At 64.9% G+C, this 12939-nt stretch carries 9 protein-coding genes and 2 pseudogenes; 7 read left to right on the top strand and 4 right to left on the bottom strand.

Features of this window, described 5'->3' with window-relative positions; translation table 11 throughout:
* Positions 1–11: 11 nt before the first annotated feature.
* From pip to CCOS865_RS27255, 7 genes are all read left to right on the top strand, one after another.
* Entirely contained in the window at positions 12–983 is a 972-nt protein-coding gene (gene pip / locus CCOS865_RS27225; RefSeq protein WP_119146759.1) for a prolyl aminopeptidase, read from the top strand.
* The gene (dtd, locus tag CCOS865_RS27230; protein WP_119146761.1) at positions 980–1417 is read left to right on the top strand and encodes a D-aminoacyl-tRNA deacylase; all 438 of its coding nucleotides are present in this window, start codon (positions 980–982) and stop codon (positions 1415–1417) included. Before pip ends, dtd begins: the two co-directional genes overlap by 4 nt.
* A gap of 263 nt (positions 1418–1680) precedes the next feature.
* Positions 1681–3396, top strand: coding sequence for a glucan biosynthesis protein G (locus tag CCOS865_RS27235; protein WP_208644572.1), 1716 nt, complete (start codon positions 1681–1683; stop codon positions 3394–3396).
* On the top strand, positions 3389–5962 hold the full coding sequence (mdoH, locus tag CCOS865_RS27240; protein ID WP_119146763.1) for a glucans biosynthesis glucosyltransferase MdoH: 2574 nt from the start codon (positions 3389–3391) through the stop codon (positions 5960–5962). Before CCOS865_RS27235 ends, mdoH begins: the two co-directional genes overlap by 8 nt.
* Before the next feature lie 253 nt (positions 5963–6215).
* Positions 6216–7013 (top strand): transporter substrate-binding domain-containing protein, encoded by a 798-nt coding sequence (locus tag CCOS865_RS27245; RefSeq protein ID WP_119146856.1) that lies wholly within the window; start codon positions 6216–6218, stop codon positions 7011–7013.
* Positions 7014–7093: 80 nt separating this feature from the next.
* On the top strand, positions 7094–8056 hold the full coding sequence (locus tag CCOS865_RS27250) for an amino acid ABC transporter permease (RefSeq protein WP_119146765.1): 963 nt from the start codon (positions 7094–7096) through the stop codon (positions 8054–8056).
* Positions 8049–8783, top strand: coding sequence for an amino acid ABC transporter ATP-binding protein (locus tag CCOS865_RS27255; protein WP_119146767.1), 735 nt, complete (start codon positions 8049–8051; stop codon positions 8781–8783). The genes CCOS865_RS27250 and CCOS865_RS27255 overlap by 8 nt, the downstream gene beginning before the upstream one ends.
* 106 nt (positions 8784–8889) lie before the next feature.
* Here CCOS865_RS27255 and CCOS865_RS28895 read toward each other — a convergent pair whose 3' ends face one another.
* From CCOS865_RS28895 to CCOS865_RS28910, 4 genes and pseudogenes are all read right to left on the bottom strand, one after another.
* Positions 8890–9762, bottom strand: coding sequence for a methyl-accepting chemotaxis protein (locus tag CCOS865_RS28895; protein ID WP_415842591.1), 873 nt, complete (start codon positions 9760–9762; stop codon positions 8890–8892).
* Positions 9745–10833: pseudogene (locus tag CCOS865_RS28900) on the bottom strand (methyl-accepting chemotaxis protein); the annotation flags it as partial. The gene CCOS865_RS28895 and the pseudogene CCOS865_RS28900, both read right to left, overlap by 18 nt.
* A gap of 144 nt (positions 10834–10977) precedes the next feature.
* Positions 10978–11850, bottom strand: a complete 873-nt coding sequence (locus CCOS865_RS28905) for a methyl-accepting chemotaxis protein (RefSeq protein ID WP_415842592.1) — start codon at positions 11848–11850, stop codon at positions 10978–10980.
* A pseudogene (locus CCOS865_RS28910) lies at positions 11833–12894 on the bottom strand (methyl-accepting chemotaxis protein); the annotation flags it as partial. The gene CCOS865_RS28905 and the pseudogene CCOS865_RS28910, both read right to left, overlap by 18 nt.
* Positions 12895–12939 lie beyond the last annotated feature (45 nt).

The raw sequence follows: 12939 nt of genomic DNA on the forward strand, positions 1-12939 counted from the left end.
CGGAGTGCGCAATGCAGACCCTGTACCCGCAGATCAAACCCTACGCCCGGCACGATCTGGCCGTGGAAGCGCCGCATGTGTTGTATGTCGATGAGAGCGGTTCGCCAGAAGGTCTGCCCGTGGTGTTCATCCACGGTGGCCCGGGCGCCGGCTGCGACGCCCAGAGCCGCTGCTACTTCGACCCCAATCTGTATCGGATCATTACCTTCGACCAGCGCGGTTGTGGCCGCTCGACGCCGCACGCGAGCCTGGAAAACAACACCACCTGGCACCTGGTCGAAGACCTGGAGCGCATCCGCGAACACCTGGGCATCGACAAATGGGTGCTGTTCGGCGGCTCCTGGGGTTCGACCCTGGCCCTGGCCTATGCCCAGACCCACCCCGAGCGTGTCCATGGGCTGATCCTGCGGGGCATCTTCCTGTGCCGGCCGCAGGAGATCCGCTGGTTCTACCAGGAGGGCGCGAGCCGCCTGTTCCCCGATTACTGGCAGGACTACCTGGCGCCGATCCCGTCGGAAGAGCGCGGTGACCTGGTCAAGGCCTTCCACAAGCGCCTGACCGGCAACGACCAGATCGCCCAGATGCATGCCGCCAAGGCCTGGTCGACCTGGGAGGGCCGCACCGCGACCCTGCGCCCCAATCCGCTGGTGGTCGATCGCTTCTCCGAGCCGCAGCGGGCGCTGTCGATTGCGCGCATCGAGTGCCACTACTTCACCAACAATGCCTTCCTCGAGCCGAACCAGCTGATCCGTGACATGCCCAAGATCGCCCACCTGCCGGCGGTGATCGTGCATGGCCGCTACGACGTCATCTGCCCGCTGGAAAACGCCTGGGAGCTGCACCAGGCCTGGCCCAACAGCGAGCTGAAGGTGATCCGTGACGCCGGTCATGCCGCGTCCGAGCCGGGCATCACCGACGCCTTGGTTCGCGCCGCCGACCAGATGGCCCGACGCCTGCTCGACCTGCCGTTGGAAGAAGCATGAAAGCCCTGCTGCAGCGTGTGCGCGGTGCCCGGGTAGAGGTTGCCGGGGAAATCGTCGGCGCCGTCGATCAGGGCCTGCTGGTGCTGGTGGCGGTCGAGCCTGAAGATACCCGCGAGCATGCCGACAAGCTGTTGCACAAACTGCTTAACTACCGGGTGTTCAGTGATGCCGACGGCAAGATGAACCTCTCGCTCAAGGACACCGCCGGCGGCCTGCTGCTGGTGTCGCAGTTCACCCTGGCCGCAGACACCCGCAGCGGCATGCGCCCGGGGTTTTCCACGGCCGCGCCACCGGCGCTCGGCGCCGAGCTGTTCGACTACCTGCTGGAGCGGGCACGGACGTCACACGACGACGTCGCCAGCGGCCGTTTTGGTGCAGATATGCAGGTGCACCTGGTCAATGATGGCCCCGTAACATTTATGTTACAAATCTGAGGCGAAAAATCCCCTTGTTTGCAGGAAAACAAGGGGGTTTGTACGATAAATAGTTTGTACAGCCTGATGCGTTGTAACGCGGCCTGCTGGATAATCGCGCGCTGCGTGGACCTGCGTTCGCAGGTTCGTTTCACCTTGACTCGAGCATTGTCTGGATCCGTTTGGGGAATCATTAGGCCCTCACGGGGTCCGAACAGTGCTCGCCAACCCGGCATTGGTCGCTGGCCGTTGGTTTCATGATCTGTTTTCGGCGAGGGTTGCTCGTGATTGTAAGTCCCTGTAATGCACCAAGAATCCCCGGCAATCGGCTGCGTACGGCCCTGGCGGCTGGCGTGGCACTGGTCGGCCTGCTGAGCGCCGGGCAGCTGTGGGCATTCAATCTTGACGATGTAGCAGCCAAGGCAAAGGATCTGGCCGGCCAGAAGTTCGAAGCACCGAAGAGCAATCTGCCGGCGGTGTTCCGTGACATGAAGTACGCCGACTACCAGAAAATCCGTTTCCTCCAGGAAAAGGCCGAGTGGGCCCAGGACAAGACGCCGTTCAAGCTGTCCTTCTACCACCAGGGCATGCACTTCGACACGCCGGTGAAGATCAACGAAGTCACCGCGTCCAAGGTCGAGGAAATCAAGTACGACGCCAGCCGCTTCGACTTCGGTGACGTGCCGCACGACGCCAAGACCGTCGAGAACCTCGGCTACGCGGGCTTCCGCGTGCTCTACCCGATCAACAAGGCCGACAAGCAAGACGAGATCATGACCTTGCTTGGCGCCAGTTATTTCCGCGTGGTCGGCAAGGGCCACGCCTATGGCCTGTCGGCCCGTGGCCTGGCCATCGACACCGCGCTGCCGTCTGGCGAAGAGTTCCCGCGGTTCACCGAGTTCTGGGTCGAGAAGCCCAAGCCGGCCGACAAGCACCTGGTGATCTACGCGCTGCTCGATTCGCCGCGTTCCACCGGCGCCTACAAGCTGACCGTGCGTCCGGGCAGCGACACCATCGTCGACGTCAAGTCGCGGGTGTTCCTGCGTGACCACGTCAGCCGCCTGGGCATTGCGCCGCTGACCAGCATGTTCCTGTTCGGCCCCAACCAGCCGTCCAAGGTGCTCAACTACCGTCCGGCCCTGCACGACTCCGAAGGCCTGTCGATTCATGCGGCCAACGGCGAGTGGCTGTGGCGTCCGCTGAACAACCCGAAGCACCTGGCCGTGAGCAACTTCAGCGTGGAGAACCCGCGTGGTTTTGGCCTGATGCAGCGTCAGCGCGCCTTCAGCGACTATGAAGACCTCGACGACAATTACCAGAAGCGTCCAAGCACCTGGATCGAGCCGAAGGGTGACTGGGGCAAAGGTACCGTCGATCTGGTCGAGATCCCGACCGCCGACGAAACCAACGACAATATCGTCGCCTTCTGGAGCCCGGAAACACTGCCTGAGCCAGGCAAGCCGGTCGACTACAACTACCGCCTGCACTGGACCATCGACGAGCCCAAGTTCCAGGCGCCCGACCTGGGTTGGGTCAAGCAGACCCTGCGTTCGACCGGTGACGTCAAGCAGTCCAACCTGATCCGTCAGCCAGACGGCAGCGTGGCCTTCCTGATCGACTTCGCCGGCCCTGCGCTGGCCAGCCTCAAGGAAGACGCCGCGGTTCGCAGCCAGATCAGCGTTGGCGACAATGCCGAGGTGGTCGAGAACAATCTGCGCTATAACCCAGAGACCAAAGGCTGGCGCCTGACCCTGCGACTGAAGGTCAAGGAAGCCAACAAAGCCACTGAAATGCGCGCAGCGCTGCTGCAGGACGTGCCGGTCGAAGCGCCAAAGCCTGCCAAGGAAACCAAGCAGGACAAGGCCGCGGCCAAGCATGCCAAGGCTGACAAGCCTGCCGAGCAACCCGCCGCCGACGCGGCGTCCACCAACGGGGCCCCGGCCACCACCGAGAAGGTGCTGACCGAAACCTGGAGCTATCAGTTGCCTGCCGATGAGTAATTCAAGCGCAAGGCCAGAATCGCTTGGCGAGTACCTGGCCCACCTCCCCCTGAGCGACGAGCAGCGCGCGCAGCTTGCTGACTGCACCTCGTTCAGCGAGCTGCATCAGCGCCTGGCGGCCGACCCTGGCGCCAACCCCAGCGAGGCCGTCCAGGCCTCGGTGGGCTCGCGCCTGACCGTGGGCAGCGCCGCCGAACTGGAAGAGGCCGAGATGCTCGGCGTCGACGGTAACGGCCGGCTGTGCCTGAAGATCGCGCCGCCGATCAAGCGGACCCGGGTCCTGCCCGAGCCGTGGCGCACCAACATCCTGGTGCGCATGTGGCGACGCATGACCGGCCGCCCCAACGCGCCCCAGCCACCCGAGCGCGAGCTGCCACCGGCGCGCTGGCGCTGGGTCGGTTCGATGCGCCGCTATATCCTGCTGACCTTGATGCTCGGCCAGACCATCGTCGCTGGCTGGTACATGAAGGGCATCCTGCCGTACCAGGGCTGGTCGTTCGTCGATCTCGACGAAATTCTCAACCAGCCGCTCTGGGACACGGTCGTGCAGGTCTGGCCGTACGCCTTGCAGACGTCCATCCTGATCCTCTTCGGCATCCTCTTCTGCTGGGTGTCGGCGGGCTTCTGGACCGCGCTGATGGGCTTCCTCGAGCTGCTCACCGGGCGCGACAAGTACAAGATCTCCGGCAGCAGTGCCGGCAACGAGCCGATCGCCGCCGAGGCGCGCACCGCGCTGGTGATGCCGATCTGCAACGAGGACGTGCCACGGGTCTTCGCCGGCCTGCGTGCGACCTTCGAGTCGGTCGCTGCCAGCGGCAACCTCGATCGCTTCGATTTCTTCGTGCTCAGCGACAGCAACGACCCTGACATTGCCGTTGCCGAGCAACAGGCCTGGCTGGACGTGTGCCGCGAGGCCAAGGGCTTCGGGCGGATCTTCTACCGCCGTCGCCGCCGCCGCGTGAAGCGCAAGAGCGGCAACCTCGACGACTTCTGCCGTCGCTGGGGCAGCGAGTACAAGTACATGGTCGTGCTCGACGCCGACAGCGTCATGAGCGGTGAGTGCCTGAGCAGCCTGGTGCGCCTGATGGAGGCCAACCCGGACGCCGGTATCATCCAGACCGCGCCGAAGGCGTCGGGCATGGACACCCTCTATGCGCGTCTGCAGCAGTTCGCCACCCGCGTGTACGGCCCGCTGTTCACCGCCGGCCTGCACTTCTGGCAGCTGGGCGAGTCGCACTACTGGGGCCACAACGCGATCATCCGCATGAAGCCCTTCATCGAGCACTGCGCCCTGGCGCCGTTGCCGGGCAAGGGCGCCTTTGCCGGTGCGATCCTTTCTCACGACTTCGTCGAAGCCGCGCTGATGCGCCGTGCCGGCTGGGGCGTGTGGATCGCCTACGACCTGGAGGGCAGCTATGAAGAGTTGCCGCCCAACCTGCTCGACGAGCTCAAGCGTGACCGCCGCTGGTGCCACGGCAACCTGATGAACTTCCGCCTGTTCCTGGTCAAGGGCATGCACCCGGTACACCGCGCGGTGTTCCTCACCGGGGTGATGTCGTACCTGTCGGCGCCGTTGTGGTTCTTCTTCCTGGTGCTGTCGACGGCGTTGCTGGCGACCAACACGCTGATGGAGCCGCAATACTTCATCGAGCCGTTCCAGCTGTACCCGCTGTGGCCGCAATGGCACCCGGAAAAAGCCATCGCGCTGTTCTCGACGACCATCGTGTTGCTGTTCCTGCCCAAGCTGCTGAGCATCATCCTGATCTGGGCCAAGGGTGCCACCGAGTTTGGCGGGCGCATCAAGGTGACCCTGTCGATGTTCATCGAGATGCTCTTCTCGATGCTGCTGGCGCCGGTGCGGATGATCTTCCATACCCGCTTCGTGCTGGCCGCGTTCCTCGGCTGGGCAGCGACCTGGAACTCGCCGCAGCGTGACGATGACTCGACGCCGTGGAGCGAAGCGGTACGTCGCCATGGTCCACAGACCCTGCTCGGCTTTGCCTGGGCGGCGTTGGTGGCCTGGTTGAACCCGAGCTTCCTCTGGTGGCTGGCGCCGATCGTCGGTTCGCTGGTGCTGTCGATCCCGGTGTCGGTGATCTCCAGCCGTACGCGTCTTGGCCTGCGTGCCAAGGACGAGAAGCTGTTCCTGATCCCTGAGGAATACGCCACGCCGCATGAGCTGTTGTCCACCGACCAGTACACCCACGAGAACCGTTGGCATGCACTGAACGACGGTTTTGTGCGGGCCGTGGTCGACCCGCGCCAGAACGCGTTGGCTTGCGCCATGGGCACCGCCCGTCACGGTCAGGCCGCACCGATCGAAGCGCTGCGCGAAGAGCGCATCGCCAAGGCGCTGGAAGTGGGGCCGAAGGGGCTCGACGGCAATACCCGTCTGGCCTTGCTGAGCGACCCGGTGGCGCTGTCGCGCCTGCACGAGCGGGTCTGGGCCGAGCACCACGCGGCCTGGATCGACCTCTGGCGCAACTCGATCAACAGCGATCCGCATTCGCCGTTGCTGCCGCTGCACCCGGAGAATGAGGGCCAACCGACGCTCGTCGGCGCCTGATCCGTCCTCTTCGCGGGTAAACCCGCTCCCACAGGGCGATACATAGCCCCTGTGGGAGCGGGTTTACCCGCGAAGGGTTTCACACCCTCCTGCCTGACACCCCCTCGACCGATTTTGGCCAACAAAGTCCCCCCCGGCTCTAGGTCCCAGGCCGCGCATGCGTTAGCATCCCTCTCCGATATTCCACGCCGGCCGGTACGGTCGTGCCAACGATAAGATTCGTACTCTTCCTTTGCTAGGGGACTTGGTGATGATGAAAAAATACCTGTCGCGACTGCTGGTCGGCGTCACTGCGCTGGTCGCGGTATCGGCCGTACAGGCTGGCGCCATCGACGACGCGGTCAAGAGCGGCACCCTGCGGGTGGGCATGGACCCTACCTACATGCCGTTCCAGATGACCAACAAGCGCGGCGAGATCATCGGCTTCGAAGTCGACATCCTCAAGGCCATGGCCAAGTCGATGGGCGTCAAGCTGGAGACCGTCTCCACCGCGTATGACGGCATCATCCCGGCCCTGCTGACCAACAAGTTCGACATGATCGGCAGCGGCATGACCCTGACCCAGGAACGCAACCTGCGCCTGAACTTCAGCGAACCGTTCATCGTCGTTGGCCAGACCCTGCTGATCCGCAAGGAACTGGCCGGCGAGATCAAGTCGTACAAGGACCTCAACAGCGACAAGTACCGCATCACCTCCAAGCTCGGCACCACCGGCGAGATGGTGTCCAAGAAGCTCATCAGCAAAGCCAAGTACCACGGCTACGACAACGAGCAGGAAGCGGTGATGGACGTGGTCAATGGCAAGGCTGATGCCTTCGTCTACGACGCCCCGTACAACGTCGTGGCGGTCGAGAAGGCCGGCGCTGGCAAGCTGCTGTTCCTCGAAGAACCCTTCACCTACGAGCCGCTGGCCTTCGGCCTGAAGAAAGGCGACTACGACAGCGTCAACTTCATCAACAACTTCCTGCACCAGATCAAGCATGACGGGACCTACGATCGTATCCACGACAAGTGGTTCAAGAACAAGGACTGGCTGAAGGAAATGGAATAAGAGCCCAGGCCACAAGCCGCGGCTTTGACCCCCAACGCGCAGGCACACCCTGCGCGTTCGCATTTACGGAAGTACCCCACGTGATCAAACACAAGAAAGCCCAGTGGCCCTGGCACGCGCTGACCGCGCTGGTGCTGGTGGGCCTGGCGATCAGCCTGTACCTGGCCACCTCGATGATGTCCTACGAGTGGCGCTGGAACCGCGTCCCCCAGTACTTCGCCTACCAGGCCGAAGACGCCCAGCGTGCGGCCAGCTACGGTACCGTCGCAGACATCGTCCTGCAGGGCGACAGCGCGCGCGTCACGCTCAAGGGTGAGGACGGCGCCGAGCAAGTGCTCGAGGTGGACAAGAACAGCCTGCAGCTGAGCCGCGGTGACGACGTCGCCGAAGGCGATCAGATTGGCGTGACCCGGCACTGGGCGCCCGGCCCGCTGGCCTGGGGGCTGTGGACCACGCTGTGGCTGTCGGTGGTGTCCGGTGCGCTGGGCCTGCTGGTCGGGCTGTTTGCCGGGCTCTGCCGGCTGTCCAACAACCCGACCCTGCGCGACCTGTCGACGGTGTATGTCGAGCTGGTGCGCGGCACGCCGCTGCTGGTGCAGATCTTCATCTTCTACTTCTTCATCGGTACCGTGCTCAACCTCTCGCGCGAGTTCGCCGGGGTGGCGGCGCTGGCGCTGTTCACCGGCGCCTATGTGGCGGAGATCGTCCGCGCCGGGGTCCAGTCGATCGCCAAGGGGCAGAACGAGGCGGCCCGTTCGCTGGGCCTGAATGCCGGCCAGTCGATGCGTCACGTGATCCTGCCACAGGCCTTCAAGCGCGTGTTGCCGCCGCTGGCCGGGCAATTCATCAGCCTGGTCAAGGACACCTCGCTGGTGTCGGTGATCGCCATCACCGAGCTGACCAAGAGCGGGCGCGAGGCGATCACCACCTCGTTCTCGACCTTCGAGATCTGGTTCTGCGTGGCAGGCCTGTACCTGCTGATCAACCTGCCGCTGTCGCACCTTGCCAGCCGGCTCGAGCGGAGGCTTGCGCAAAGTGATTGAAGTCCGTGACCTGCTGAAAGTGTTCGACACCCGCGGCCAGGTAGTGCGTGCGGTAGACAACGTCACCACCCAGGTGGCCAAAGGCGAAGTGGTGGTGGTGCTGGGCCCGTCGGGCTCGGGCAAATCGACCTTCCTGCGCTGCCTGAACGGCCTGGAGCATTTCGACGCCGGCCATGTGTCGATCAACGGCCTGCAGCTGGACGACCCGAAGACCGACATCAATGCCTATCGGCGTGAAGTCGGCATGGTCTTCCAGCACTTCAACCTGTTCCCGCACATGACCGTGCTGGAAAACCTGTGCCTGGCGCAGAAGGTCGTGCGCAAGCGCAACAAGGCGGATCGCGAAGCCAAGGCACGCGCGCTGCTGAGCAAGGTCGGGATTGCCGAGAAGGCCAACGAGTTTCCTTCGCGGTTGTCGGGCGGCCAGCAACAGCGCGTGGCGATTGCCCGCGCGTTGGCCATGGACCCGAAGGTCATGCTGTTCGATGAGCCGACCTCGGCGCTCGACCCGGAGATGGTCGGCGAGGTGCTCGACGTGATGAAGACCCTGGCCCAGGAAGGCATGACCATGGTCTGCGTGACCCACGAGATGGGCTTTGCCCGGGAAGTGGCGGATCGGGTGCTGTTCTTCGATCACGGCAAGCTGCTCGAAGACTCTGCGCCGGTGGCGTTCTTCGATTCGCCAAGAGACCCGCGCGCCCAGGCGTTCCTGCGTCAGGTGCTCTAACAGCAGCTGTAAGTTGCAAGCTTCAAGCTGAAAGAAAAAGCCGAACCGCGATGGCCCATCCATCACCGTTCGGCTTTTTCTTGCCGCTTGCAGCTAAGCGCTGCTGTCAGAGGCTGAACCGCCCCACCATCCCCCGCAGCTGCTGCCCCAACTGCTCCAGCTCGCCACTTGAAGCCGCTGTCTGCTCACTCGCCGCACTGGTCTGGTCAGACACATCGCGCACATTGATCACACTGCGGTTGATCTGCTCGGCCACCACGCTCTGCTGCTCGCTGGCCGTGGCGATCTGCTGGTTCATGCCCTGGATGCTCGACACGGTCTGGGTGATCTCGCCCAAGGCGTCGCCGGCCTGGCGGCTCAGCGCGACGCTGCGCTCGGTCAGCTGCTTGCTGCTGTCGAGCAGGCGGGTGACCTCGTCGGTACCGCTGTGCAGGTTGGCGATCAACAGCTCGATCTCTTCCGTCGACTGCTGGGTCCGTTGCGCCAGCCCACGTACCTCGTCGGCCACCACGGCAAAGCCGCGGCCGGCCTCACCGGCGCGCGCCGCCTCGATGGCGGCATTCAGCGCCAGCAGGTTGGTCTGCGCCGACACCGACTTGATCACATCGAGTATGCTGCCGATGCGCAGGCCCTCCGCCGCCAGGTGCTGCATGGCCTCGAGGCAATGGTCCATCTGCCCGGCCAGTTGCTCGATCTGGGCCACGGCCTGGTTGACCACCTCGTCACCCAGCTGCGCCTGGTGGTCTGCGGTGGTCGCGGCCTGCGAGGCCTGTTCGGCATTCTGCGCCACCTCCTGCACCGTCGCGCTCATCTGGTTCATGGCGGTGGCGACCTGGTCGGTCTCCTCCCTCTGCTGGTTGATCCGCACCTTGGTGTCGGCACTGGCGCTCGCCAGCTGCGAGGCGGCGCTCGACAGTTGGCCAACGCCCAGGTCGATACCGCCGATCAGCTCACGCAGGCTCAGGGTCATGTCGCGCATGCTCTGCTGCAGTTGGCCCATCTCGTCACGGCGCGCCACCGCTGTTACCTGGCTGAGGTCGCCACGGGCGATGCGCGCGGCCTGGGCCAGGGTCTGGCGCAGCGGCTGGGTGATCTGCAGGGTGATCACCCAGGCGGCGAGCACACCCACCACCAGCGCCAGCAGGGCGACGCTGGTCAGCAGGGAGCGGGCCGCCAGCGCCTCATGGTCACGCTGCTCGATCTTGCTCTGGCCCAGGGCGACGCTGGCGGCGCTGAGCTCTTCGCCGATCTTCTCCATGTCGTTCTGCAGCCGCTCCACGTCTATGGCCGCGCGGCGGTACTGCTCGAGGCTGCGCCGATAGCTGGCCAGCTCGACCCCCGGCCGCTCCAGCAGGGCGCTGGGCAGGCCCAGCGGCGCCAACGCTTTGAGCAGTTGCGCGAGGGTGCTGTCAGCGGCGCTCAGGGCGCTGTCGCCGACCTTGGCGAAGTCGTCCACCGGGGCGAAGGTATAGGCGGGCACCAGGCTTTGCTGATTGGCACCGTCGACGTGGCGCGACAGCGTGTCCATCAGGCCGAGCATGGCGCCTTGCGGGCTGTCGGCGGGGAGTTTCAGCAGGGCCTGGTTTTGCAGGTCGTCGATCACCTCGCCGAGCGTGTGCTCCCGGGCCTGCATGGTTTCGCGCAGCTGCCGGCGCTGGTCGACCGCACGCAGCAGGGCGGTGAAGTCGGCGCGCAGTTGCTGCAAGCGCGTGAGCTTGTCGCTGATCAGCTCGCGCGAGGCGTCGACGCTGCTGCGCTGGTGCAGGGCGCTGAGCCGCTTGTCCAACTGCTCGATGATGGCCCCGATACGCGCGTTGCTGGTGTCATCCGCCAGCACCCGGAAGGTGATGCGCTCGGCACGCAGGTCTTTGCTCAGGTCGCTGATCAGGGTGATTTCGCTCAGTTGCTGCGAGCGGGTGATGGCATCGTCGAGGGCCCGCCAGCCACTGACCGTGGTGGCCAGGGTGAGCAACAGGACCACGCTGAAGCCCAGGGCAAGCTTGAGCCTGACGCTCAGGTTGCCGAGCCTTTGATTGATGTATCCGAACATGGCATGCCTCCGTCCATTCGAGTGATGGCCACGGGGGTGTGGCCATGCTTGCTCATCGGCAGAGGGGCTGTGGGACTGGACCTGCAAATCGTGTAGGAAAAGTCGCTAGATGCCCTAGGAATTATCCTAGGGCACTGCGATACATCACAGCCGGAAGCGCCCCACCAGCCCTTGCAGGTGGGTGCCCAGCCGCGCCAGCTCGACACTCGAGCTGGCCGTTTCTTCACTGGCCGCCGAGGTCTGATCAGAAATATCCCGCACATTCATCACGCTGCGGTTGATCTCCTCGGCCACCGCGCTCTGCTGTTCCGCCGCGGTGGCGATCTGCTGGTTCATGGCCTGGATCGACGACACCGTGCGGGTAATGGTCTCCAGCGAACCGCCGGCACGCCGCGTCAGCTCGACGCTGCTGTCGGTCAGTCCGCGGCTGGCGTCCATCACGCTGGCCACCCGCTGAGTGCCGCTCTGCAGGCCGGCGATCAGTGCTTCGATCTCTTCGGTCGACTGCTGGGTGCGCTGGGCCAGGCTGCGCACTTCATCGGCTACCACGGCAAAACCACGCCCGGCCTCACCGGCGCGTGCGGCCTCGATCGCGGCGTTCAGCGCCAACAGGTTGGTCTGCTGGGCGACCGACTTGATCACGTCGAGCACGCTGCCGATCTTGTCGCTTTCGGCCTTCAGCTGGTTCATCGCCTCGCTGGAGTTGACCACCTCACCCGCCAGGCGCTCGATCTGGGCGATCGCTTCACTCACCACCCGGTCACCCTCGCGAGCCTGCTGGTCGGCCATCAGCGCCGCCTCCGAGGCCTGCTCGGCGTTGCGCGCCACCTCGTGCACGGTGGCCGCCATCTGGTTCATGGCGGTCGCCACCTGGTCGGTTTCGACCTTTTGATTGTTGACCCCGGCGCTGGTCTGCTCGGTCACCGCCGAGAGCTCCTCGGCGGCGCTGGCGATCTGCGTGACACCGTCGCCGATGCCGCCGATCAGCTCGCGCAGGCCTTGGGTCATGCGCTGCATGCTGGCCTGCAACTGGCCCAGCTCGTCGCGCCGGTCAACCTGCAGGTTCTGGCTGAGGTCGCCATTGGCCACGCGTTCAGCGGCGGTCAGGGTGTAGCGCAGCGGCACGACGATCTGCCGGGTGATCACCCAGGCGGCCAGCAGGCCGAGCAACAGGGCCAGGCCGGTGGCGCCGGCGAGGAGCAGCTTGGCCTGGTGGGTGCCCTGGTCGCGCACGGCGGTCTGCGACAGGGTCATCTGCTGGCTGGTGTCGAGCAGCACCGTACCCTGCGTGACCATGCGTTGCAGGGCCTGGTCGCTGGCCACCTGGGCACTGCTGAACTGGTTGACCGCGTCGCGGTAGGCGGCGAGGGCGCTGGCGGCGTCGTCGAGGCTGGCGGCGTATTCAGCGGGCAGTTTGCCGGGCAGGGCCTTGAGCACGGCGAGGGCCTGGTCGATGGCGCCCAGCGCGGTCTGCTGGAACTCGGCCTTGGCGCTGTAGGTGTAGCCGCGGACCTGGAAGCGCGCCTGCTGCAGCAGGGCGCTGACTTCGACGGCGTTCTGGTACTGGCTGATATCGCCGGCTTGGAGCAGGCGCTGCTGGACCTGGCCAATCAGTGCGGCAGCCTTGTCGGCGCTGTCGCCCAGCACCCCGCGGCTGGCTTCGCGACGCTGGCCGGCCTGCTTGAGGTCGGTGAAGGCCTGCTGATACTCGCGCACGGCTTGGCGCTGCTGCTCCAGGCGCTGCAGGTCGGCGGGCTGCTCGATCTGGCCGAGCATCCGCTCGACCTGGCGCTCGATATCGCCCAGGGCCTTGTCCAGCTCGGCGACCCCGGCTTCATCGCGGGTACGCTCATAGTGCTGGCGGGCGATGCGCAATTCTTGGGTGTATTGGTGAATGACCGAGATATTGCCGAGCTTGTCGCCACGCGTCGTAACGCTGTCGACACCCGACCATCCGGTCAAGGTAATGGCCAGGGTAAGCAGCAGGACCAGGCCGAAGCCAAAGCCGAGCTTGCGGCTGACACTCATATTTCCCAGAGACTGGGCAAACCACTGGTACATGTTCGACTCCCCGGCGATGGCAGCGCAGATAATTGTTGTACTGCA

The organism is Pseudomonas reidholzensis (genome assembly GCF_900536025.1).
GTDB lineage: Bacteria > Pseudomonadota > Gammaproteobacteria > Pseudomonadales > Pseudomonadaceae > Aquipseudomonas > Aquipseudomonas reidholzensis.